The organism is Pectobacterium zantedeschiae, assembly GCF_004137795.1.
Classification (GTDB): domain Bacteria; phylum Pseudomonadota; class Gammaproteobacteria; order Enterobacterales; family Enterobacteriaceae; genus Pectobacterium; species Pectobacterium zantedeschiae.
The window spans coordinates 2,501,422-2,525,445 of the sequence record NZ_NWTM01000001.1 but is presented as its reverse complement, the minus strand read 5'-3'; the positions used below and the strand labels follow the sequence as shown (position 1 = coordinate 2,525,445).

The following is a 24,024-nucleotide window of genomic DNA, read 5'->3' as shown; positions in this document are numbered from 1 at the left end:
AATACTGTTATTAAAAACATGTTATTAATAACAGTATTGACACTGTTTTTAAAATCCGTAAATTGGTTATTAACGGCGACTATTTTAAGTTTGCTGTTATATTAAAGACAACGAACATGTTCTTTAATAAGTTATTTTGCGATAAAGGCCACGAAGTATTTTTGTATGGGTAATCGATGTTGAGAAAAGTTAATATTCTCACTTGATGATGCTTAAGGCCACGTAGTCAGTATCTACAATCGCAAAAGGGGACGAAAGCGCGATGATGTAAGGCCATGATTTAGTTTTTATTGTTTGCGATTGGGTGTTGATTGAGTCATTCGTAAAATGTCGCAACGAGAGTAAGGCCACGCATCAAAGAGTCTATATCGCGATGGGGGATGTACCCGTTAATCTGCCATACCTTTGCATGTCTGGTAAGGTTGGTCGGGGGTAAACCAGTAAATATATGGGAGGTTTAGCTATTTTTTTAGTACCCAATATTATCTGTGATACACGTGTACATTTGAGGCAGTACCAATAGTAGTAAGACGTTATTAAGTCAATGAATGTTAAACATTAAGTCTGTAGTACCTTAAAAGCCCTGGCTAACACAGTCAGGGCTTTTATTCTTTTAGGCCGTAGCTATATCAAGCAGCTGTTTCTTCAACTCTGTGCCTGCTTGCTCCTGCGCGGTGATGACTGTCGGTTCTTCGCTTAGTGGATTCAGCAAATCGTAGTCATAGGTCATGACGTTATAACGGGTAAGTGACAGATACCACACCCACGCTCGGGTGTGTCATACCGTTTTATTGCGTCCGAACTCGCACGCCCGCAAAAACAATCACCATTGCTGATACCAGCAATAATCCGCTGCCAGCAAATACGCCACTGGCCCCGTTGAGGTCAAATATCACCCCGCCACCTGCGGCGCCAGCACCGATGGCAAACTGGATCGATGCCACCAGTAAACCGCCTGCGCTTTCAGCTTCGTCCGGTACGGTGGTCGCAAGCCAGGTTGACCAGCCCACAGGAACCAGACCAAACGCAAATCCCCACATTGCCACCAGTAAACCGTCCAACATCGGCAGATGTCCAAAGGCCACCATGGTCAGAGCCAGTACGCCCATCACAAAGGGCACCAGTGCCAGCGTCAAGCGTAAGTTTCGCGCCAGTAGATAACCGGCAATCGAGGTACCAACAAAATTGGCGAGGCCAAAGCCGAGCAAAATTAAGGAAATGCTTTCGACGCTTGCCTGCCCGACAGTTTCCAGAAACGGCCGCAGGTAGGTAAAGAAAGCGAAATGTCCGCTAAAGATCAGCACGGTTGCCAGCAATCCACCGATCATGCCCGGACGGCGCAGCACGCGAAGCAGTGTTCCCAGGCTACCGCTGCTCTCCGGTTTCATTGATGGTAATACCCATAACTGCCAAAACAGCGCCACAATGCTCGGTAGAATGCAGAGGATAAAGACGTTTCGCCAGCCGATCAAACTCCCCAGATAGCTGCCAAGCGGCGCGGCAACGACGGTAGCAATCGAGACGCTGGAGAAGATCACCGCCAGTGCTTTCGGTACTTTATCCTTAGGCACAAGACGCATCGCCGTGGCGGTGGACATGGCCCAGAATCCACCAATGGCAATCCCCAGCAGTAAACGCCCGAATAGCAACACATGCAGATTGGGGGCAAAGGCTACCAGTAAGCTGGAGATGATTTGCAGCACCGAGAAAAACATCAACACCCAACGGCGGTCGATACTTTTGGTCGCCGGAGTGATAAGCAATCCGGTCACCAATGCAATCAGCGCCGTCGCAGTCACCGCTTGGCCTGCCATGCCTTCCGTCACGCCTAAGCTTGCTGCCATCGGCGTTAGTAAACTGGCCGGTAAAAACTCAGCCGTAATCAGGCCAAATACCCCCAGCCCCAGTGAATAAACGGCTCGCCAGGCGGGTTTTGCGGGCGAGATGGCCTCACTTGCCGCTATACATGAATTCATCTGTTGCTCTCTCGTTAGAAAAATGTGACAACCGTCACGAAGCATAAAGCGTTCCGCATGGACGATCTATGACATATACTCTTCACTTATTGATTATTCGTCCGGGGTTGTTGCCATGACCGTTCAGTCACCCGATTTGATCAGCGAACTTCTGCGCCGGATGCGTCTTTCTGGGGTGATATATCGCCGAATTGAAACCCATGCTCCGTTTGGTGTGGCGTTTCACTATGTGCCCGGCAAGGCGCAGTTCCATTTTGTCAGCCAGGGGACGGCGCTGCTGCGTATGGAGAGTGGTGCGACGTTTGTGCTAAAAAGCGGGGATGCGCTGTTTATCCCCAACGGGAATTCGCATGCGCTGCTCTCTGATGAAAAGGCTGACGTTACGCCAGTATCTGCCTTTCCCAGCGAATCGATTTGCAATTCGGTCTGTGCGATTGATTGCAAACCCTGCCCTGACACTGAGAACACGGTAATCTTCAGCGGATGCATGGATTTTGAGCTGGGTGGAATGCAGCCGCTGATTAAAGCGATGCCGGAAGTCATGATGGTGAGCCGCTTGATGTCGACCTGGCCGGAAATTCATCCTCTTCTTGTAGCTATGGAGCGTGAGTCGATGACACGTCAGGTGGGCTTCGCTGGTATTCTGGCGCGACTGGCCGATGTGGTCGCTGCGCTCATCGTGCGCGGATGGGTTGAAGCAGGCTGCGGTAAAGCAACGGGCTGGGTACAGGTACTGCGCGACCCGAGGCTAAGCCGGGCGATTTACGCGATGCATCAGAATCCGGGCGTCAATTGGAGCGTTGCGGAGCTGGCAAAAGAAGCGGGCACTTCCCGTTCCGTTTTTGCCGAACGCTTTCTCTCCGCAACCGGAACCACGCCCGTAAAATATCTCAGCGAGCTGCGCATGCGTCTGGCTGTCCAGTACATCCGTCATGAGCATCAGCCGATTGAAACAGTGGCGCTACGTCTGGGTTACGGATCGCTGGCGGCGTTCAGCCGCGCATTTAAACGCATCGTGGGCCATGCACCGGGAACGCTGCGGGAAACCAGTCAGATTTCTGAGGAAGTTTGATAGGGAACAGAGTTAGAGATCGTACTGGAAGCGAACGCGTCATCGTATCGATCGTTGTTGCTGGTGGGGAGTTTATCAATTTGAAATTGATACCGTGCTCGTGAACATCAAAAGATGGATGGTTCATTTTAGTGGGATACTTACACTGCACCGCAGAATGCCCTGTATTTTGAATTCAACCTCGATGGTAGCGTGGGCACACAGCAGCCAAATCAAGGGAATATGTTCGGGCGCAAGCCGTACTACATTTTAACCAACGTTAACCCGGCGCTTAGTCAGTACGTTATTGTTGGCACACGGACGGCCACACAGGAAGCCACGTTTTTTACTGATGTCCCCAGTGGCTGGGTAACGTTACTGAGTTAATTGCATTTCATCATTGTCATTATCATAACGTAACGATGCGTCATTTTTATCGGGGTTCAAAACCTGAATGTTTTTGCGATGACATCAATCTTATGGCTATATAGCGGCAATGCCGTTGGTTTAATCAACAACGGCATATTTTTCCACATAACCAAACTTCAACAGCGAATCGTCCAGACTATTGTTGCAATATGTTCAGGCTTTCTTGCAGCGAGAGAATATCGTTCGGCGATCCTTTACCTTCTACGGTATTGGTAAAGTAGTTGTAATCGAGATCAATCCATTTCTGCAATTTCGCTTCATAGTTCTCTGGATATTGTGCCTGCTCGATATCCGGTAGTGTTTTATAGTGGTCCAGCACCTCGCTAAAGAAACCGGTCAGTTTCCCGCTGCTGTTATATTCCGCCATCGCTTTGGCGACCACCTCTTTGCGCCATGCATATTCTTGATCGTATGACTCTTCCCATGCTGCTCTTCTTTCGTTGGTGGTATAGAGTCCACTGTCGTCATAGGTAATTAAAGCAAGCTGATCGCGTGAAAGACTGGCAAACGGATTCTTTCCGGAACCATTAACAAATTTTGTGGCGTCTGCTGCCCTACCCAAACGTTCAGGATCGGAAGAATTGGGCACTTCAGCGTTATTGATCGCCCGGTTAGCGTCATAATCTGACCCGGTGATTTTTTTGAGCAGCGTGGTGGCTTTTTCACCGAGTTCTTTTCTGCTGAGGCTCGCATACTCGGCATCTGCGCGGCTTGCGCTGTCGCTTAATTGCTGCGCCAGAGAGGAAAACACCACCTCTTGTTTGGTCTGGCTGTCGGCGTTTACGGTTACGCTATCCGCAGTGGCTGACTGGGGGGCCGTGCGCTGGGTATCTGCGGCCTGTGTGCTGGTGCTATAGGGGGTTCCAACCTGGTTGATCATACCTGAATTTCCTTCTGGCACTATTTTTTAAAGCGTTGGATGAATACTGTGGACCCGTATCGGGCATCACTTCTCATCAAAACAATAAAGATATCGGTCAGTGAAGGGCAATCTTTATACGTTCGGATGAGGCGGCCTAAAAAAGGAAAGGTAGTGCCGGACTCGGACAAACGCCGGAGGCGTTGAGCAGTGCGCTTGTCGCGCTGGCCCTGAAAGGGTGAGCCGCTTGCGGCGAATAATCGAATGGTGTTCGATGGAGAGTTCGAATCTCCCAAAAGCAAAAAACCAGCCGTTAGGCTGGTTTCTTTAAATAAGTGGTGCCCGGACTCGGAATCGAACCAAGGACACGAGGATTTTCAATCCTCTGCTCTACCGACTGAGCTATCCGGGCAACGGGGCGCATTAAACCGTATTGGCTGCGTGGCGTCAACGGGTTTCTGTCACAAAGCGGAGAGCCTGCGCTATTTTCAGGCAATTGTATTATTTGCTAGCCGATTCCTGGCGATCCTTTCAGCATGCTTAGCGCACTCATGCTTCTTCCCGTATACGTTCGGCATGTTTCGTTGCACTTTTTACCGCCTTGTGTACGGGCTGGATTGTTGAATTTGATGAAGAATAATGCCACTATTGCGCGGTTTTTAACGTCTCGTTCACCTGAACGCCCCTTTAAGCGTAGTTAGCGTATAGCTAAAAGAGGATCGCCGATATGTCAGATTCATTGCTCATGGTGCAGAATGCTCGTGCCAGCTCGCTGATGACGTCACTGCGCGTTTCTTCTTCCCATCGCTGCACGATTTACTTTTCTTCCTGTCGATTATCCTCCTTCACCATGCGGTGAGGCGTTCGTTCGCTCGCTGTTAGGCATGAGTAAAAATAGAGTGCTGCTCTGCTTTTACTGATGTCTATCGGATGGTGCTGGCTCCAGTTTTTCCATTCTTAGCCTACAGTTTACCTGTAGGGATCATACGCTTGTCGTTATTGATTGGCATTGTGATTGGTCGGGATTGTTATCCCTGAACGGTGTCTTCTAGGCACGTACACTTACCCTTAACCGTTTGGGTTTGGTTACATGAAACAGTTAAAAATTGCGGCGAATGCAGCGGTTGCCACCCGTTTAATCACAACGCGCGAGATTGTCGCGTTGAGTCAGACTGACTTCACTGATGTGGCGGCGGTCGTCGTCTCTATTGAGGAAGCCCGTAGCGGTATCCTGTCGATATTGCAGCACACCGGTTTTACTATCCCGGCGTTTGTCGAAGAGCCTGATGAAGATAAAGAGTCAGATGTTCTGCCTGCGGGCAGCGAATGGCTGATTCTCGATGATGAAGGTGAGCATGCCAGCGTGCTGGAACGTGCGGCGAAAGGCTATCAGGATGCGCTGCTGCCGCCGTTTTTCGATACGCTGACCAAGTACGTCAAAATGAAAAACACGACGTTTGCCTGCCCGGGGCATCAGGGCGGTCAGTTCTTCCGTAAGCATCCGGCGGGGCGTCAGTTTTTTGAATTTTACGGTGAGAACGTTTTTCGGTCTGACATCTGTAATGCCGACGTCAAACTGGGCGATTTGCTGATCCATGAAGGGGCGGCGAAGAAGGCGCAGAAGCACGCAGCGCGCGTGTTTAACGCCGATAAGACCTATTTCGTGTTGAATGGCACCTCTTCGGCGAACAAAGTGGTGACGAATGCGCTGCTGGCGCGCGGCGATCTTGTGCTGTTTGACCGTAATAACCATAAGTCCAACCATCACGGTGCGCTGATTCAGGCGGGCGCGACGCCAGTTTATCTGGAAACTGTGCGTAATCCGTTCGGCTTTATCGGCGGCGTGGATGCACACTGTTTCGATGAAGCCTATCTGCGTAAGCTGATTGCGGAAGTTGCGCCGGAACGCGCCAACGAGCCGCGCCCGTTCCGTCTGGCCGTCATCCAGCTTGGCACCTATGACGGCACGATTTATAACGCGCGTCAGGTCGTCGATAGCATTGGGCACCTGTGTGACTACATTCTGTTTGATTCCGCCTGGGTCGGCTATGAGCAGTTCATTCCGATGATGGAGCAGTGCTCGCCGCTGTTGCTGGATCTGAATGAAAACGATCCGGGTATCTTCGTCACCCAGTCGGTGCATAAGCAGCAGGCGGGCTTCTCTCAGACCTCGCAGATCCACAAAAAAGATACGCACATCAAAGGTCAGCGCCGTTTTTGTAACCATAAACAGCTGAATAACGCCTTTATGCTGCATGCCTCAACCAGTCCGTTTTACCCGCTGTTCGCCGCGCTAGACGTCAATGCCAAAATGCACGAAGGAGCGAGCGGGCGTCGTATGTGGATGGACTGCGTGAAGCTAGGTATTGAGGCACGTAAGCAATTATTGACGCGCTGCTCGCTCATCAAGCCGTTCGTGCCTGTAACCGTGGGCGGGGCGCTCTGGCAGGATCACGATACGGAGACGATCGCGCAGGACGTGCGTTTCTTCAACTTTGAACCGGGCGAGAAATGGCACGCGTTCGAAGGGTATGCGGAGGATCAGTACTTTATCGATCCTTGTAAGTTACTGCTGACTACGCCGGGTATTGATGCGATTAGCGGTGATTACACTGAATTTGGTATTCCGGCGACGATCCTGGCTAACTATCTGCGTGAGCACGGTATCATCCCTGAAAAATGCGACATGAACTCGATCCTGTTCCTGTTAACGCCAGCGGAAGACGGTGCCAAAATGCAGGAACTGGTGAATGCGCTGGTTCATTTTGAAACGCTGATCGCTCGCGATGCGCCGCTGAGCGAAGTGCTGCCCAGCTTGTATCAGAAATACAAAGAGCGCTACCGCGGTTATCGACTGCGTCGCTTGTGTCAGGAAATGCATGATTTTTACGCCCAGCACAACGTGAAAGATCTGCAAAAAGCGATGTTCCGCAAAACTGAGTTTCCGTCCGTGGTGATGTTGCCGCAGGATGCTAACAGAGAGTTTGTGCGTGGGAATATTGAACTGGTTCCCATCGTTGAAGCGGAAGGACGTATCGCGGCAGAAGGGGCATTGCCATATCCCCCTGGCGTGCTGTGTGTCGTACCGGGTGAAACCTGGGGCGGAGCGGTACAGCGCTATTTTCTGGCGCTGGAAGATGGAATTAACCTGCTGCCCGGTTTTTCACCAGAATTGCAGGGGGTTTACAGCGTGGCGGAAGAAGATGGTAGTAAACGGCTGTACGGTTACGTGGTAGAAAAGTAACGATATTGCTTTTCACATCGAAAATTCAGGCTCGGAAACGAGCCTGAATTGTTTCTTTCTTAAAGCAAGATGATTTTTATCACTGCATCGCTAACGCAGGCTGGATTCCTGCTGGTTGGCGAGTTTCACCGCTTCACGCTGTTTTTTCAGCCCGCGCCAGCCGATGATCAACATGATCGCCAGCACGGGTACTGTCGCAATCGTCCAGGTGCCGTTTGGGTAATCAAACGCCATCAACCCCAATACGCTCAACAGAAAAGCCAGCGTCAGCCATGATGTTACTGGCGCACCGGGCATTCTGAACGCAACCGGTTTGGCTTTCCCCTGACGGATCGCTTTACGTAATTGCATCTGGCACAGAATGATGAACGCCCAGGAGCAGATAATGCCGAGCGAGGCGATATTCAGGACGATCTCAAATACCTGTGATGGCACTACGTAGTTCAGCACCACGCCGATAATGTGGATGCCGACCGTCACCAAAATGCCGGTATAGGGGACAGATTGGTTGCTCATTTTCGACAAGAAAGCGGGAGCCGAGCCACCCAGCGACAGCGAGCGGAGAATACGCCCCGTCGAGTACAGGCCGGAATTCAGGCTGGACAGCGCGGCGGACAGCACCACGATATTCATGATTGTCCCGATATAGGGAACGCCCAGTTTGCTGAAAAAGGTCACGAACGGGCTTTGTCCTGCCTGATATGCATTCCACGGTAGTAGGCAGACCAATAGCACGACAGAACCGACGTAGAATAGACCGATACGCCAGATGACACTGTTGACCGCTTTCGGCAGCACCTGTTCCGGGTTTTTACATTCGCCTGCCGTTGTCCCGATGATTTCGATACCGGCAAAGGCAAAGATTACCCCCTGAACCAGTACCAGTGCGGGCAGAATGCCGTGTGGGAACAGACCGCCGTTATCGGTAATTAAATGCAGGCCGGGCGTGTTGCCAGCCAGTGGGCTACCCGTGCCGAGATAGACCGTGCCGACCACTAGAAAAATAGCGATGGCGGCGACCTTAATCAGCGCGAACCAAAATTCCATTTCTGCAAACCACTTCACGCCGATCAGGTTCATCAGCGTGACGATGGACAGTGCGCCCAGCGCGAACAGCCACTGGGGAACATCGGCAAACGTACCCCAGTAATGCATGTAGAGTGCGACGGCGGTGATGTCGACAATTCCGGTCATCGCCCAGTTGAGGAAGTACATCCAGCCTGCTACATAGGAGGCTTTTTCACCCAGAAACTCACGCGAGTAAGACACGAAGCTGCCGCTGGTGGGGCGATGAACGATCAGTTCACCCAACGCGCGCAGGATGAAAAAAGAGAAGATACCGCAAACCAGATAGACCAGCGCCAGTGCTGGTCCCGCCATTTGCAGACGTGCGCCTGCGCCAAGAAACAGGCCGGTGCCGATGGAACCGCCAATCGCGATCATCTGTACGTGGCGGTTGCCGAGACTTTGGTGATAGCCCTTTTCGTGGAGGTTCTGCCCGGCTGCATGAGGCTCGCTATGAGGGGAGGAATGTTGTGTCATTGATGTCGGTGCTTTCCTGTCTGTCACGCATTCTATGATGGTGCGCTTGCTATTGTTATTTAAAAATCAAATGGTTATGTTTTTATCTGCGGCGTTTTTTTTATTGTGCGTCGAGCGCGGTAAGCCGCATTGTTGAGAACAACGGCAGCGATGCTACCTTTTCCTGTGTTCTGTGGCAAAAAATGGATAGGGGGAAAGTGTGTCAGAGGATGATGGTGCGTTGGGCATTCGGCGGGAAACAAACTTCACCGCCCCGGTTACGTGATGAATATACGGGGCGGGATGAACAGAAAAAGGTGATGAATTACCCGCTAATATCCGGGCCAGCAACGTAGCGAGATACGGCGTTACTGTCTTTCGTTATATTTTCGATGAATCAGCCTGCGCTGCGTCTTCTTCCGCCTGCCGTAAAATGGCTTTGGCAACCCACTGCGTGACGTCCTGAATACCGTCTTCCTCCAGATTCCAGATATCTTTCAGTACCAGGAAAACTTCGGAACCATAAATGAGCGACAGAGCGTAAATTACCCGCTGCTGTGCTTCCGGTGTGATTTTTCCTTCCAGCGGTTCGGTGGCAATCTTGAGCAAGCGTTTACGATTGCCGCGTGTCAGCACGTCGGTATGAAGACGATTAGAGCGACGGTCGGCCCATTGTTGCAGTGAAAGATGCAGTGCGGCACGCAGCGCACCTTCATGCTCCAGCATCCTTGGGTAAGCAAAACGCAGCAGTTCGGCAACGCGTTCGCTGGCGTCCGGTTGTGTTGGATGCCACGCAAGAATAGGGCCAAGGCTTTCGCCAACAACGGCTGAAACTAACGCACTTTGCGTCGGAAAATAGCGGTAGGCCGTCGCGCGTGAAAGCTTGGCCGCAGTGGCAATATCGGTAATGGAAGGGAATATGCCTTGATCAAACATATTCATGGCGGTATCAATCAGTAAACGACGGGTTTTCGCCCTTGTTGATGTCAGTTTCTCATCCTGTTCAATCACATAGACCTCATTGAATTTTTCTGGCCGGAGCTATCAGGCAGCACGGCATTATCACCTGAACTATAGCAAATTGAGTGATTCTTGTGTCACGTCAAGCTTTCTTACTGGTTATGTGTTGGCATACATAACATTTTGAGACTTTTGTCTCATTTGGGTGTTTAATGAATTGTCTTTCTGATACTCAAGTCTCAATATGGTGATAAATTAATCTTGTCTGTTTTTGGTTTCTTGTAATTGTTATTTATATCAATCTGTTAATTGTTTCGCTAATGGTGAGAGGGATACCAAGTGGGAAGTGAAGTTGGCAGCGTTTATATTGCAAGTACAGCTGATACTAAAGGGAAAGAACAGATTTATGTCCGCGATCTGATAGCAGCAACGGGCTTGAAAACCGTCACGGTTGATCTGTCAACGCATTCACCTACGTTGGATACAACTGATATCAGCGCAGACACGGTGGCATCTTACCACCCGCAGGGTGCATCAGCGGTGTTTTGCCACGACAGAGGGAAAGCGATTAGCGCCATGGCCATCGCATTCGAGCATTTCATGCTGTCGCGCGATGATATCGCTGGGGTGCTCGGCCTCGGGGGGTCCGGCGGTACGGCGCTGATTACACCCGCGATGCAGGCTTTACCGATTGGTATGCCGAAGCTGATGGTTTCGACGATGGCTTCCGGCGACATTTCCGGCTACATCGGAGCCAGCGATATCAGCATGATGTATTCCGTTACCGATGTGGCGGGTCTGAACCGTATTTCTCGTCAGGTTCTCGGCAACGCGGCGCACCAAATTGCTGGAGCCGTGAAGTTTCACATTCAGGAACATCGTGAAGATAAGCCCGCTATTGGCCTGACTATGTTTGGTGTCACGACGCCCTGTATTCAGGAAGCCAGTAAATTGCTGGAGACGGAGTTTGACTGTCTGGTCTTTCATGCGACGGGCAGCGGTGGCAAAGCGATGGAAAAACTGGTGGACAGCCATTTGCTCACTGGCGTGCTCGATCTCACCACGACAGAAGTGTGCGATTTACTGTTTGATGGCGTGCTGGCCTGTGGGCCGGAACGGTTTGATGCGATAGCCAAAACGCAGGTGCCTTACGTGGCGTCCTGTGGTGCGTTGGACATGGTCAACTTTGGTGCCCCTGCCAGCGTGCCGGAGAAATACGCGCATCGCCTGTTCTACAACCACAACGCACAGGTCACTCTGATGCGTACCACGATCGACGAGAACATTGAGATGGCGCGCTGGATTGGGGAGAAGCTTAACCGTTGTGAAGGCGAGGTGCGTTTCCTGATCCCGGAAGGCGGCTTCTCCGCACTGGATGCACCGGATCAGGCATTCTGGCACCCAGAAGCGCGTGATGCGTTTGTCAGCACGCTGGAGAGCGTGGTTAAGCAAACGGCAAGACGACAGATTATTCGTCTGCCTTTCCATATTAACGATCCTTTATTTGCCCACGCGGCTGTTGATGCGTTCCGGGCGTTATTGAAATAAGAAGGGGGAAAGCAAGATGTCAGGCATAAATCGTCAGGAACTGTTGGCAAAATTCCGCGCAATGATTGCCCGCCGGGAACCGATTATCGGTGGTGGTGCGGGAACGGGGCTGTCCGCAAAATGTGAAGAAGCGGGCGGTATCGACCTGATCGTGATCTACAACTCCGGGCGCTATCGCATGGCGGGGAGAGGTTCGCTGGCTGGTCTGTTGGCATACGGCAACGCGAATGAAATCGTCGTGGATATGGCGAAAGAAGTGCTGCCGGTTGTGAAGCATACCCCCGTGCTGGCAGGGGTGAACGGTACCGATCCGTTCTGTCAGTTCGATAAATTTTTGGATGACCTGAAAGCGCTAGGTTTCTCTGGTGTACAGAATTTCCCGACGGTTGGCCTGATTGACGGTAATTTCCGCGCCAATCTGGAAGAAACCGGCATGGGATATGCGCTGGAAGTAGACATGATTCGTCTGGCGCACGAAAAAGACATGCTGACCACGCCTTATGTGTTCAGTGCGGAAGATGCCGTCGCGATGACGAAAGCGGGCGCGGATATTATTGTTCCGCACATGGGGTTAACGACTGGCGGTAACATTGGGGCAGAAACCGCGCTTAATCTGGCAGATTGTGTTCCATTGATTAACCACTGGGCGGATGCGGCGAAGGCCGTGCGTAAGGATGTAATTGTGCTGTGTCACGGTGGACCGATTTCAACGCCGCAGGACGCACAGTTCATTATGGATCACTGCCCGCAGTGCGATGGTTTTTACGGTGCCAGCTCCATGGAGCGGTTGCCGACAGAAACAGCGTTAACAGCTACTACACAGCAATTCAAAAAAATTAAGCGTTAACAGACTTTTTTGGCTCTATATCCGCCGATGTCCTAACTCAGGAAGAAAAACGGGTAAATTTTGTGCCAATATCAGGGAATGCGGCCAGCTTATGCTGGCCGTAGTTTTTTGTGCATTAAGAAGAGGTACTAAATAGCGTTTTAGGTCGCATAGGAAAGAAAGCCATTGTTATAAATACTGTTTTTCACAGTGCAGAAACTTCGGAGAAATAGAGATGACATGGCGTATCACAATAGGATTGCTCACTAACTTACTACTCAGCTTTGCTGTTATGGCGGATGCCGGTATTGGGTTTCAACAAATAACACTCACCGATGGGGCTAATAATCGGCCGTTGGACGTCGCTGTCTTTTATCCGACGTCGTTATCACAACAGACTGCGATAATCGGTGAGAATGTTGTTTTTCCCGGTATAGCAGTGAGTAAAAGCGCTGCGCCTGAATCTGGTGAACATCCTTTGATTGTGGTTTCACACGGTTACGGTGGGAACTGGCTTAATCAACTTTGGCTGGCGCAGGCGTTGGTTAAACAAGGCTATATTGTCGCCGCCCCCAATCATCCAGGAACCACCACTAAAGATATGCGGACGGAGAACGCTCAGAAATTGTGGCAACGGCCTAATGACATCAGCCGCGTCATTACCGCATTACTTGCTGCACCAGAAAAGACGGGGCGAGTCGATGAGAAGCGGATTGCTGCTGTGGGTCACTCGTTAGGAGGCTGGACGGTGCTTGAGCTAGCTGGTGGGCGCTTCAACACGGAGCAATTTGAGACGGATTGCCTGACGCACGCCGGGCTGGCGTCCTGTAAAGTCTATGAAAAGATGCAGGTCGCAAAAAGTGCCTCATCGCGTACACAGCTTGATAAGTCATTAGCGGACCCGCGCATCAGCGCAGTGGTATCGCTGGATATGGGACTGGCGCGAGGGTTTACCGCAGAGAGTCTGGCAGCAATAAACATTCCTGTATCGATCGTCGCGGCAGGGTATCCGAATGAGGAACTGCCTGCGGAATTGGAATCTCACGACTTGGCGCGGAAGCTGTCGCCAGCGCATTCAGCCTATAAGGAAATTGCTGATGCGACGCATTTTAGCTTCATGCAGCTTTGTAAACCGGGTGCCGTTGAGATCATCAACGCCGAGAATCCGGGTGACGGCATGATTTGTCTCGACGGTGGTGAACGATCGCGTGAGCAGATTCACCAGGAAGTGGCAAAGGATATCAGCGATTTTCTTCAGGCGGCGTGGCGGAAGCTGTAGCTTGTTCCCGAAGTGGGCACTGACTACGCCAGACGCTGGGGCTCATGCCCGTTAGCCGCAAAAACTCGCGGTTGAAGTTTGATTTAGTCTGAAACCCGCTCTCCAGCATGATATCCGTGATGCGTGCATCCGTTTGACTGAGGAGGCGTTTAGCCTCCTCGATTCGGTATTCGTTTATCACCTGCGAGAAATTACGGCCGTGAACGCGGTTGATGGTTTCGGACAGGCGTCTGAGTGGGATTCCCATGCGTCTGCTCAGGCGCTGAAGTGTCATGCTGGGGTCGGTATATAACGCATGAGTACGAATGAAGTCATCTACGGTTTTTGCCAACTGGTGTTCATCATCGGTTGCGGGTGGCGCTTCCGGCCTCTGACCAGGTGTAACGATAAGCTCAGCCTGCGGGCGTGCTGAATGCGTGACGATAAGCATCGCCAGGATCGCCAGCATGACAACATGGAATACGGTAATGATAGTTGCCGCGTGGTTACCGTTGTTGAAGGCGATATCCAATGCGATCGCTGTATCAATCGTGCCGGAAATAAGGACATACCATCCTGCGATAAACGGCGCGCTTTTCCATATGGATGATGGTGTTTGAAGATGGCGAGCGGTGTAAATTAGCGCGGCCCCATAACCGAAGTAAATACTCACCAGCGTTATATCAATGAGCGGAATGGTCGTTCTACTCTGGATGACGCCTGTAACCAGGGTGAAAAGGGGCGGTAAGAGGTGAAGGAGGGACGCTTGTCGTCTGCGGGGTAAGGTATCAGTCGCGTTCTTGCCATAGGGGAAAAGGCAAAGCCATAGCAGTGACGGAATTGACGCGGCAATCGCGGGTTGGATAAAAGCAGGGAAAGCCATATTGCTACCCCAGCGTAATGCCACCAGTGTCAGTGCAATGCAGCTCACACCGATAAATATCGCCTCTGCTTTGGTATGACGCCTCTTGGTTTCTTTATTTTGAATATGCAGAAGCTGGATGCGGAAAAACAAAATAACCAGCAGAAATGCGGTAATAAACGGTAAGGGAATTGTGGTCATATTGTTCGTCTGATGATGCCGCGCTGCCGGAGTAAAACCGGTAGCGCGGCGTTCTGTGGCTTACGTGAGTTAGCGGCGATAATTTTTCTGCGCCGTGTTCACTTTATACAGGTAGCGACGTGATTCACCAGACGGGTGCTTCGTCGTCAGCGTTTGGTAGACATCGCTCGGTGACATATTGTTAATAATGCCCACGGCACGATCTCGATCGCTGGAGAAGACGCGCAGCACGCTTCCCGCGCCACCGTTATACGCGGTGATGACGGCGTAGCGTTTTGACGTCGGGTTTTCAATACCGGCCAGATAGCTGTTCTTCAGAATCGACAGATAGGCCGTACCTGCATCGATATTCTGTTCTGGATCGAACAGATAACTGCGGCTCGGCTGTCCCCATTTTCCTTTCATCTTGAAGACGTCGCGCCCTGCGCTGTGCTGTACCACCTGCATTAGACCCAAAGCATCAGAACGGCTGACGGCGTAAGGGTTGAAGCTGGATTCTGTCTGCATAATCGCCAGAATCAGCGACTCTTCAATGCCATAACGCTCAGAGGCTTTACGCACCAGTGGCAGATATTTGTGTGCACGTTTGTCCAGATGGTTAGGGACAAGCTGCATCGTGACCGACCAGATAACGTGCAGGCCGGAGGTCCGTTTTTGCAAACGGTTCTGGAGCAGGTAATCAGCGAAGCTGGCTGCACGACCTTCCCAACGGATCGCTTGTCCAGTGTTATCCAGCACCTGCCCATATAGCAGAGGTTCGCGGCTAATTTGAATATCGTTAGCGTCGGAATACAGGTCGGTGTTACTGGCATCATCGCCCATCAGCAGGGTGGTGATGATTGCCTGGCGCAAGCTGGCAACAGAGTTAGTCGCCGAAATGGTTTCAATAGTGATTGAACCGGCATCAAAGTTGATGTGGCTACGTGTCTGATATTGATCGGTGTATTTGACGTAGTCTTTAGGTCCAGCGATCAGAACTTCATTCATCCCCCAGATATTTTCGATGTTGTTGGCGAACTGGCCCATCAAAATATCGAAGGCGTTAGTATCCTTGAGAAACTCTTCGTCGTTGGTATTCCCTTTGTTTCCCGAACAGGAAACCAGCAGTGGGGCAATCACCAGCAGAGCTAATATTTTCTTCATATAACAAGCCGTGTCGGAATAGGGACGCAAGCGGGCCCGAAAGCCCGCAATCTCAGTGGCTCGGAGGCGTATAGCCTTCGATGTGAACGTCCTTCCCTTCAAACAGGAATTTGATCATTTCCTGTTCCAGTAGCTTACGGTCGTCAACATTCATCATGCTGAGTTTTTTCTCGTTGATCAGCATCGTTTGCTTGGTTTGCCACTGCGCCCAGGCTTCTTTAGAGATTTCGTTATAGATGCGCTTGCCCAGATCGCCGGGGTAGAGCTGGAAGTCCTGCCCTTCAGCGTCGCGTTGTAAAAAGGTACAAAAAATCGTTCTGCTCATGCTTCTTCCTCATCGATTGCGCAGTCATTCAAAAGTGTTGACTGTGGGTGAGCCAGCTCCCTCAGCAGGCGTTCTACCGGGGCGGCCAGTCCGACAGACGGCGGCTGCGCTAAGTTATACCAGAGACCTGCACTGTCATCCATGCAGGACCTGTTTTGTGAGCGTTCGCTCTGCGATACGTTCAACCAAAGCGGAACGATATCCAGATGAAAATGGCTAAATGTGTGGCGGAACGCGACAAGCTGTTGCAATCCATCAGGATTCAGACCACGTTGCTGCATCCAGAGTTCCAATTCATGACGTTCGCTGAACTGTGGGAAGCAAAATAGCCCGCCCCACAGACCCACTGTGGGGCGCTGTTGCAGCCAAACCTGAGAACCCTGTTGCATCAGCAGGAACCAGCCAGTTTTCTCCGGCAATGTCTGCTTAGGCTTCTTACCAGGGTATTGCGCCCAGCTGTGGTTGGCGTAGGCAATGCAACCAGCGTTCAGCGGGCACAGTTCGCACTTGGGGCGGCTGCGGGTGCAAACCATCGCGCCGAGATCCATCATCGCCTGATTAAACTGGCTGACACCTTCGGCAGGTGTGACATCTTCACTCCGTGCCCACAGCTTCTTTTCGACCTCTTTCTTGCCCGGCCAGCCGTCAACGGCGTAGCAGCGTGCCAGCACGCGCTTCACGTTGCCATCGAGAATGGGGTAATGCTGGCCGAGAGAGAGCGACAAAACTGCGCCTGCGGTAGATCGCCCAACGCCCGGCAGCGCGGCGACTTCATCAAAGGTGGTCGGGAATTCGCCGCCATGGCGTGAAACGATGGTCTGCGCCGCTTTGTGTAGATTACGTGCACGGGCGTAGTAGCCCAACCCGGTCCATAAGTGGAGCACTTCATCCAGCGGCGCTGCCGCCAATGCGTTGACGTTTGGAAAGCGTTCCATAAAGCGTTGGAAATAGGGGATAACCGTGGTGACTTGCGTTTGTTGCAACATCACTTCGGATAGCCATACTTTATAGGGAGTTTTCTCAAGCTGCCATGGCAGCGTTTTGCGGCCATAGCGTTGATACCAGTCCAGCACCTGATGGGCGAACTGTTGCGCTTGCATCATAAAATGGAATCACTATCCGACAGGTAAAAAGTTTGACAGCGATTCCAGCACAGAGTGAATGTGCTGTAAACCGGAACTTTCCGAGGCAGTGGGCTTGCTAAACCGCGGTATCCTTGCATAATGCGCGTTTCATTAACGAAATCGGACAGCAAGTAAGCACTCTTTATGATTAACAACGTCATTTCACCGGAATTTGATGAAAACGGGCGCCCGATGCGTCGTATCCGCAGTTTTGTCCGCCGTCAGGGGCGTTTGACCAACGGGCAGCAGCTGGCGCTGGATAACTACTGGCCGGTGATGGGCGTGGAATATCAGACCGAGCAGGTAGATTTTAATGCGTTATTTGGGCGCGAAGCACCCGTGGTGCTGGAGATTGGTTTTGGGATGGGGGCATCGCTGGTGACGATGGCGGCACAGCATCCCGAGCAGAATTTCCTCGGTATTGAAGTTCACCTGCCCGGTGTAGGGGCGTGTCTCGCTTCCGCACAGGATGCGGGAATCAGCAATCTGCGCGTGATGTGTCACGATGCGATCGAAGTGCTGATGAGGATGATTCCCGATGGCTCATTGTCCATGGTTCAACTCTTCTTCCCTGACCCGTGGCACAAAGCTCGCCATAATAAACGCCGTATCGTGCAGGTGCCGTTCGTCGAATTGGTGCAAAGTAAGCTGAAAGTTGGCGGTGTGTTCCATATGGCAACAGATTGGGAACCTTATGCACAACACATGCTCGAAGTGATGACGTCTGTCGCTGGGTACCGTAATCTTTCCGATAATAATGAGTACGTTGTGCGGCCGGAGTCCCGCCCGCTGACGAAATTTGAAGCACGCGGCCAGCGTTTGGGGCATGGCGTGTGGGATCTGATGTTTGAGAGGATAAAATAAAATGGCACAAGCTCGTAGCCGTCGTTTACGTAAAAAACTGCACATTGATGAGTTTCAGGAATTAGGTTTTTCGGTTAGCTTTCGCTTCCCGGAAGGCACTAGCGTGGAAGATATCGACAAGCTGATGGATAAATTCGTCGACGACGTCATTGAACCACAAGGGTTGGCATTTGAAGGCAGCGGTTATTTGCTCTGGGAAGGCCTGATCTGTCTGCAAAAAATTGGTCACTGCACCGAAGAGCATCGCCAACTGGTTAGTCGCTGGTTGGAAGAGCAGAAACTGACGGACGTGAAAGTCAGCAACCTGTTCGATATCTGGTGGGATCTGCCAGAACACCTGCTGTAATCCTTGGTCTTATCAAGGCATGCCTGAGCTGATCCTGGCTCAGGCGTTATCCACCTCATCAGAGGGCACATTGCCGCTTTCTCGCCACTGTCGTTGTTTTCTTCAGGAGAAAATATGTCGCGTAAAATGACCTTGGGTTTATTAATGTTGCTGTCCTGGCAAGCGCAGGCGGCCTACCAGTGCAACGTGAATCCGCAGGACGACATCATTATCAGTCCGCAGTATGTAGAGGTCGTGGGTGCTAGCGGCAATTTACAGCTTTCTCCGCAGGGTGATATTGTCCGCAACGGAACGCCATTGACCCTGAACGCCGAACAGCGCCAGAAATCCAAAGCCTATCAGGCGGATTTACGCCAACAACTGCCGTGGATCGACCAGGGTGCGCAGCAGCATCTTGAAAAAGCACGTGTCGCGTTGGATAAAGTGATCGTGCAGGAGCTCGGCAGCGACAGCAATGTGCGTAATCGTCTGACTACGCTGGATAAACAGCTCAAACAGCAGATGAACCGTATTATCGAACACCGCAGCGATGGCCTGACGTTCCACCATCAGGCGATTAAGCAGGTTGAGCAAGATGGCAAGCAGATCGTGCAGCAAAGCATGGGCGGCGTCTTGCAGGACAGCCTGAACGAAATGGGCGTAAAACAGATGTCCAGTGGTGGCAATCCGCTACAGGCGATGATGGGTAATCTCGGCGGTTTGCAGAAAGCGATTCAGGCTGAGTGGAATAATCAGGAACTGGAGTTCCAACGCTTTGGCAATGACGTATGCGGACGCGTCACGTCATTGGAAAACCAGCGCAAGAGCCTCTTACAGTCGCTAAAGTAAACGCAGTACCACTACATACTATTGCAGTGCATCTACAAACATTAAAGAAAACCGGGCATTGCCCGGTTTTTTGCGTTTATGGTGCCGGGAACGTGAAGCGGCGGTGGATAGCTTCCAGCTCATCTAAGATCTCACCGTCCAGCGTCAGATTCTGGCTGTCGAGATTGATTTGCAACTGTTCCAGCGTGGTCGCGCCCAGCAGCGTACTGGCGACGAACGGCTGCTGACGCACAAATGCCAATGCCATTTGCGCTGGGTTCAGTCCGTGCTTTTGTGCCAGCGCTACATACTCGGCAACCGCTGCCTGAGCCTGTGGGCCAGTATAGCGGGTGAAGCGGCTAAATAACGTGTTGCGGGCATCCGCGGGTTTCGCGCCATTGAGGTATTTACCCGTCAGCGTACCGAACGCCAGTGATGAATAGGCGAGAAGTTCTACCCCTTCATGCTGACTGATTTCCGCTAAACCGACTTCAAAACTGCGGTTCAGCAGGCTGTAGGGGTTCTGAATCGAAACGATGCGTGGCAGATCGTGTTTTTCCGCCAAAGTCAGGTAACGCATCACGCCCCATGGGGTTTCGTTGGAAACACCGATATAGCGGATCTTACCGGCACGCACCTGTTCATTCAGCGCTTCCAGCGTTTCCAGCAGCGTCACTACCGGTTTATCATCAGTATATTGATAGCTAAGTTTGCCAAAGCAATTGGTCTGGCGCTGTGGCCAATGCAACTGATAGAGATCGATATAGTCAGTGTTCAGACGTTGCAGACTGGCATCCAGCGCGGCGCGGATGTTTTTCCTGTCCAGAGCTTGTTGTGGGCGGATGCTGTGATCGTTTCCGCGCACAGGGCCGGACACTTTACTCGCCACAATCAACTTTTCACGTCCACCACGGGATTTTAGCCAGGAACCGATATAGCTTTCGGTTAATCCCTGTGTTTCAGGGCGAGGAGGAACGGCGTACATTTCTGCTGTGTCAATCAGGTTAACACCTGCGGCAATGGCGTGATCTAACTGGGCATGAGCGTCTGCTTCGCTATTCTGTTCGCCAAAGGTCATCGTACCAAGACCCAGCACGCTCACTTCTAAAGAACTATGGGGAATACGGTGATATTGCATTGCCAGCTTCCTTATGTCTGAAAATAGCAGGCGTATTTCCCGTCATCTCCGCATGATTTGCTGCGATTCCAATGAGTTTGGGAAGACACACCTGAATTCGACTATAACGAAGCCGTGGCGAGTGGGGAAGTCTCTTCTGTTATCCTTTTCAGATTATTCTTGGTAGTTCGGCCGAGGCGAGGAGCTTGTTTCGGGCTGGCAGCGATCTTAACGCTGCACTATCTGTGAGATTTGGTCATTGTTGATTTGTTTCTGATTACCTTGCTCATCGATATAGCTGAGCAGCCCGGTATCTTTATCCAGCACAGGTTTTCCCTGCGTAAGGAGCATTTGTCCTTCTTTTGTCGCCATTACGTAGTTACTGGAACAGCCCACAAGGGTGAATAATAACGCCAGTGTTACCGCCATTTTCATCTGTATTTTCATCAATTAACCCGTTAATAAGTGCCAAAACTTAAAGTGAGTCTAGCAAATGGTTTTGGGAGATAACGTAGGAATAATGGAAAAAATGCGTTTGGAGGGAATTAATTTTGTGTAATCAGGCGGCAGGTTGCCGCCTGATTATGATGTCTTTACCGTAAAAAACGGGCGCAATATAGCGATCAGTGCGCTGTTTTATCTTTTTTACTGCGCAACAGGTTCAATGCTTCAACGGACATTGAGAAGAACATGGCGAAGTAGATGTAGCCTTTCGGTACGTGGACGTCGAAGCTTTCCAGAATCAGGGTGAACCCAACAAGGATCAGGAACGACAAGGCCAGCATTTTGACGGATGGATGACGTTCTACAAATTCACCGATAGGACGTGCGGAGAACATCATGACACCCACAGCGATAACGACAGCAGCCATCATAATAAACAGATGGTCAGATAGGCCGACGGCGGTGATAACAGAATCCAGGCTGAAGATAATGTCTAACAGCATAATTTGCACAATCGCACCAAAGAAAGAGTACACCTTGGAATTATGAGTTTCCGAACCGCCTTCGACGGTTTCGTGAATTTCCATACTCGACTTCCAGATCAGGAAGAGTCCCCCGAAGAACAGAATCAGGTCGCGCGTGGAGATTTCATTACCTGCGAGGGTAAACAGTGGGTCGGTCAGACGCATGACCCAGGCGATAGACGCGAGCAGTCCCAAACGCATCAACATTGCACCCATCAACCCGATGCGGCGAGCTTTATTTTGTTGGGCTTTCGGCAGTTTGGCGACAACCAGAGACAGGAAAATAATGTTATCGATCCCAAGAACGATTTCCAGAATAGTCAGCGTTCCCAATGCCAACCATGCGTTCGGATCAACAATCCAATCAAACATTATATCAATACACCTTAAACAAAACGTAAACGATATTATACTCTGCCAGTTCGGTGTGTAGGCAAGCAAAAGTGTGATGTTGTAAAAACATCCTTTGCATCTTTCGCATGGCGGCACGTCCGCTGGCATCCCTTTTGCTTCAGGTCAGCGTCAGGTTTTCCCCAGTAGCATTCCCTCGTCGCACAACTGCTGCATATATAGTGCTATGTATAAGGCAGTGTACGATGAAGTACCCTACCGATGAAGTAGGGGGCTAATAGAGCATCGCGCTAATTAAATTTGCTGCTGATTAAATTCAGTCGCTGAGCTGCATAAAGTGGCGGGCCAGTAGCGGTGTGGTAAAGGTTTTTTTCAGGTAGAACCCGCGCGGTAGCGTCAGAATCGGTTGACCAAACTCGCCAATGGCTTCTGTTAATGCTCGACTATTTGCTGCTTTGGGGCGTAACTGTAGCACTTCGCCATGTCGGGCGGTGATGCTTTCTACCCGGCCGAGTACGATCAGATCCATCAACTCTTCCCAATCGCAGCGCAACTGTTCTTCTTCTTCTTCATTGGGGCTCCATATCAGCGGTGTGCCAATACGACGTTCTCCTAGCGGAATGTGTCGCGAGCCTTCTACTGGAATCCACAGCACCCGAGCGAGCTTGTGTCGTACGTGGCTGCTTTCCCACGTTACGCCGCTGTTGCCTGTTAACGGTGCAACGCACACGAAGGTCGTTTCCAGCGGTTTTCCCTGTTCATCAATAGGTATGGTTTTTAGCTCAATGCCGATGTCAGGGAAATCCTGCTCAGGCTTGCTGCCAGCACTTGCGCCTAGAAAGTGCTCCAGCAAGATGCCAATCCAGCCTTTGTCGCGTTTCAGGTTGGCAGGAAGAGGCAGGCGAGCGATATCTGCTAATTCTGCGAGATTATAACCCGCGAGGGATTGCGCACGTTCCAGCAAAGCTTGCTCATTTAGCGGTGCAGTCGTGTGAACCTTGGGTGAATTCATAGCGTATAGCTCGATGTTTTTCCGCTCAAAAAAAATACAGCAGATAGAAAATATCAGCACACAGCCTGAAAGACTGTGGAGAGAAACAATAATAGCATGATTAATAGCGATTTTTTTTAGTGTGATGACGATCACTGAACATCGTTTTGCAAACTGTGCACTTGTAGCCACCAACAATAAACAGGATCTTACACTAGGTTATCCACAGATTTCTTGGATAACCCACATAAACATGAATTACTGGTTCCATTTACAGCCTTGACTCCTGGCCTTTTTGCTGTTTTTGCCTATTTATTGCCTGAGTTTGAGGCATTCCCTGTGGATAAAATCGGCATAGTGCGATCTTTCGCCAATCTTGTATTGTATGTCATTTGAACAAAAAATCAGGGTTCGCTATTTCAATTAAAATGGTTTGTAATTTAATGAATAAAAAGCACTATTTTTTAATTTGTAGTGATTTTTTTTCTTCATGAAAAATGAGTTTTACTCACTTCTTCATGGGTTCTGCACAAAGATGTCCACAGAAAAAGTGAATAAATTGCGAATTATGGCCTTCACATGTTTATAACTTTGATCTTATCTGTGGGTTATCTTACTTTTATTCGTGTCACATGCTTTCTAAGCAGTGGTTTACCGCCTGACGGGAGTGTGAAACAATCAGGTCATCTTTGCATTGATGTTTATTGAGGTAGTCCGGTGATCGATGATGATGGCTACCGCCCAAACGTTGGTATTGTAATTTGTAATCGGCAGGGGCAGGTGATGTGGGCCCGGCGCTATGGTCAGCACTCATGGCAGTTTCCACAGGGGGGAATTAATCCCGGTGAAAGTGCCGAGCAGGCGATGTACCGCGAACTGTTTGAAGAAGTCGGGTTAAGAAAAAAGGATGTGCGCGTGTTGGCATCTACCCGTAACTGGTTACGCTATAAATTACCAAAGCGTTTGGTGCGTTGGGATACAAAACCGGTCTGTATCGGCCAAAAGCAGAAATGGTTTTTGCTACAGTTGATGTGTAATGAGTCGGATATCAATATGCAGAGCAGCGGCACGCCGGAATTTGATGGCTGGCGCTGGGTGAGTTACTGGTATCCGGTACGTCAGGTCGTCTCTTTTAAGCGAGATGTGTATCGTCGCGTGATGAAGGAATTTATCAACCCGGTGATACTGCTTCAGGAGAGTGTTGCGGCTCGTGCGGCGACCCCATCTGGTCCCCGGCGAAAAAGAGGGTAATT

General features: G+C 50.8%; 23 protein-coding genes and 1 tRNA gene. 10 read left to right on the top strand and 14 right to left on the bottom strand.

Annotation, left to right across the window (positions count from 1 at the left end; genetic code table 11):
* Positions 1–613: 613 nt before the first annotated feature.
* Positions 614–763: a hypothetical protein gene (locus CLR69_RS22890; RefSeq protein ID WP_165345987.1), complete on the bottom strand. Its 150-nt coding sequence runs from the start codon at positions 761–763 to the stop codon at positions 614–616.
* A 25-nt stretch (positions 764–788) separates the two neighbouring features.
* Entirely contained in the window at positions 789–1,976 is a 1,188-nt protein-coding gene (locus CLR69_RS11410) for an MFS transporter (protein ID WP_129712440.1), read from the bottom strand.
* Positions 1,977–2,091: 115 nt separating this feature from the next.
* On the opposite strand from CLR69_RS11410, the gene CLR69_RS11405 reads away from it, so the two are divergent.
* Positions 2,092–3,048: an AraC family transcriptional regulator gene (locus CLR69_RS11405; RefSeq protein ID WP_129712438.1), complete on the top strand. Its 957-nt coding sequence runs from the start codon at positions 2,092–2,094 to the stop codon at positions 3,046–3,048.
* Between the two features lie 544 nt (positions 3,049–3,592).
* Here the strand turns inward: CLR69_RS11405 and CLR69_RS11395 are convergent.
* The gene (locus CLR69_RS11395; RefSeq protein WP_197730549.1) at positions 3,593–4,336 is read right to left on the bottom strand and encodes a hypothetical protein; all 744 of its coding nucleotides are present in this window, start codon (positions 4,334–4,336) and stop codon (positions 3,593–3,595) included.
* 315 nt (positions 4,337–4,651) lie between these two features.
* Positions 4,652–4,727: transfer RNA gene (locus CLR69_RS11390), tRNA-Phe, on the bottom strand.
* A gap of 315 nt (positions 4,728–5,042) precedes the next feature.
* Between CLR69_RS11390 and CLR69_RS23310 the strand changes: the two genes are divergently transcribed.
* Together CLR69_RS23310 and CLR69_RS11385 are read left to right on the top strand one after the other, a co-directional pair.
* Positions 5,043–5,174, top strand: coding sequence for a hypothetical protein (locus CLR69_RS23310; RefSeq protein WP_277950126.1), 132 nt, complete (start codon positions 5,043–5,045; stop codon positions 5,172–5,174).
* A 231-nt stretch (positions 5,175–5,405) separates the two neighbouring features.
* Positions 5,406–7,559, top strand: coding sequence for an ornithine decarboxylase (locus CLR69_RS11385; RefSeq protein WP_129712436.1), 2,154 nt, complete (start codon positions 5,406–5,408; stop codon positions 7,557–7,559).
* A 90-nt stretch (positions 7,560–7,649) separates the two neighbouring features.
* On the opposite strand, the gene ansP is transcribed toward CLR69_RS11385, so the two are convergent.
* Positions 7,650–9,101 carry an L-asparagine permease gene (ansP, locus tag CLR69_RS11380; RefSeq protein WP_129703075.1) on the bottom strand — a complete coding sequence of 484 codons (1,452 nt, stop codon included), beginning with the start codon at positions 9,099–9,101 and terminating at the stop codon, positions 7,650–7,652.
* Positions 9,102–9,461: 360 nt separating this feature from the next.
* Positions 9,462–10,091: a TetR/AcrR family transcriptional regulator gene (locus tag CLR69_RS11375; RefSeq protein ID WP_129712434.1), complete on the bottom strand. Its 630-nt coding sequence runs from the start codon at positions 10,089–10,091 to the stop codon at positions 9,462–9,464.
* A 288-nt stretch (positions 10,092–10,379) separates the two neighbouring features.
* Here CLR69_RS11375 and CLR69_RS11370 point away from each other — a divergent pair, with 288 nt between their 5' ends.
* The 3 genes from CLR69_RS11370 (at position 10,380) to CLR69_RS11360 (ending at position 13,693) form a co-directional block, all read left to right on the top strand.
* A complete protein-coding gene (locus CLR69_RS11370; RefSeq protein ID WP_129712432.1) occupies positions 10,380–11,588 on the top strand; it encodes a Tm-1-like ATP-binding domain-containing protein in 1,209 nt (402 codons plus the stop codon).
* Between the two features lie 16 nt (positions 11,589–11,604).
* Positions 11,605–12,435, top strand: coding sequence for a phosphoenolpyruvate hydrolase family protein (locus CLR69_RS11365; RefSeq protein WP_039324005.1), 831 nt, complete (start codon positions 11,605–11,607; stop codon positions 12,433–12,435).
* 214 nt (positions 12,436–12,649) lie between these two features.
* On the top strand, positions 12,650–13,693 hold the full coding sequence (locus tag CLR69_RS11360; protein WP_129712430.1) for an alpha/beta hydrolase family protein: 1,044 nt from the start codon (positions 12,650–12,652) through the stop codon (positions 13,691–13,693).
* Here CLR69_RS11360 and CLR69_RS11355 read toward each other — a convergent pair.
* The 4 genes from CLR69_RS11355 to mutY all read right to left on the bottom strand — a co-directional run bounded on the left by CLR69_RS11355 (position 13,656) and on the right by mutY (position 17,306).
* On the bottom strand, positions 13,656–14,735 hold the full coding sequence (locus tag CLR69_RS11355; protein WP_129712428.1) for a helix-turn-helix domain-containing protein: 1,080 nt from the start codon (positions 14,733–14,735) through the stop codon (positions 13,656–13,658). The genes CLR69_RS11360 and CLR69_RS11355 overlap by 38 nt on opposite strands.
* 69 nt (positions 14,736–14,804) lie before the next feature.
* The gene (gene mltC / locus CLR69_RS11350; RefSeq protein WP_129712426.1) at positions 14,805–15,878 is read right to left on the bottom strand and encodes a membrane-bound lytic murein transglycosylase MltC; all 1,074 of its coding nucleotides are present in this window, start codon (positions 15,876–15,878) and stop codon (positions 14,805–14,807) included.
* 52 nt (positions 15,879–15,930) lie between these two features.
* A complete protein-coding gene (locus tag CLR69_RS11345; RefSeq protein ID WP_005975842.1) occupies positions 15,931–16,203 on the bottom strand; it encodes an oxidative damage protection protein in 273 nt (90 codons plus the stop codon).
* Positions 16,200–17,306: an A/G-specific adenine glycosylase gene (gene mutY, locus CLR69_RS11340; protein ID WP_129712424.1), complete on the bottom strand. Its 1,107-nt coding sequence runs from the start codon at positions 17,304–17,306 to the stop codon at positions 16,200–16,202. The genes CLR69_RS11345 and mutY overlap by 4 nt, the downstream gene beginning before the upstream one ends.
* A 165-nt stretch (positions 17,307–17,471) precedes the next feature.
* Here mutY and trmB point away from each other — a divergent pair, with 165 nt between their 5' ends.
* The 3 genes from trmB to CLR69_RS11325 all read left to right on the top strand — a co-directional run bounded on the left by trmB (position 17,472) and on the right by CLR69_RS11325 (position 19,365).
* Positions 17,472–18,191 carry a tRNA (guanosine(46)-N7)-methyltransferase TrmB gene (trmB, locus tag CLR69_RS11335; protein ID WP_129712423.1) on the top strand — a complete coding sequence of 240 codons (720 nt, stop codon included), beginning with the start codon at positions 17,472–17,474 and terminating at the stop codon, positions 18,189–18,191.
* Position 18,192: 1 nt separating this feature from the next.
* Entirely contained in the window at positions 18,193–18,537 is a 345-nt protein-coding gene (locus tag CLR69_RS11330) for a YggL family protein (RefSeq protein WP_010299679.1), read from the top strand.
* 114 nt (positions 18,538–18,651) lie between these two features.
* Complete coding sequence (locus CLR69_RS11325; protein ID WP_129703090.1) at positions 18,652–19,365, top strand: YggN family protein; 714 nt, start codon at positions 18,652–18,654, stop codon at positions 19,363–19,365.
* 76 nt (positions 19,366–19,441) lie between these two features.
* Here CLR69_RS11325 and CLR69_RS11320 read toward each other — a convergent pair whose 3' ends face one another.
* The 4 genes from CLR69_RS11320 to mutH all read right to left on the bottom strand — a co-directional run bounded on the left by CLR69_RS11320 (position 19,442) and on the right by mutH (position 22,792).
* Complete coding sequence (locus CLR69_RS11320) at positions 19,442–20,482, bottom strand: NADP(H)-dependent aldo-keto reductase (RefSeq protein WP_129712422.1); 1,041 nt, start codon at positions 20,480–20,482, stop codon at positions 19,442–19,444.
* A 207-nt stretch (positions 20,483–20,689) separates the two neighbouring features.
* Positions 20,690–20,908, bottom strand: coding sequence for a YgdI/YgdR family lipoprotein (locus tag CLR69_RS11315; RefSeq protein ID WP_197730548.1), 219 nt, complete (start codon positions 20,906–20,908; stop codon positions 20,690–20,692).
* A 176-nt stretch (positions 20,909–21,084) separates the two neighbouring features.
* Positions 21,085–21,801, bottom strand: coding sequence for a TerC family protein (locus CLR69_RS11310; RefSeq protein ID WP_129712420.1), 717 nt, complete (start codon positions 21,799–21,801; stop codon positions 21,085–21,087).
* A gap of 295 nt (positions 21,802–22,096) precedes the next feature.
* The gene (gene mutH / locus CLR69_RS11305; RefSeq protein WP_129712417.1) at positions 22,097–22,792 is read right to left on the bottom strand and encodes a DNA mismatch repair endonuclease MutH; all 696 of its coding nucleotides are present in this window, start codon (positions 22,790–22,792) and stop codon (positions 22,097–22,099) included.
* Positions 22,793–23,488: 696 nt separating this feature from the next.
* Here mutH and rppH point away from each other — a divergent pair.
* Positions 23,489–24,022, top strand: a complete 534-nt coding sequence (gene rppH / locus CLR69_RS11295) for an RNA pyrophosphohydrolase (protein ID WP_129703097.1) — start codon at positions 23,489–23,491, stop codon at positions 24,020–24,022.
* Positions 24,023–24,024: the final 2 nt, after the last annotated feature.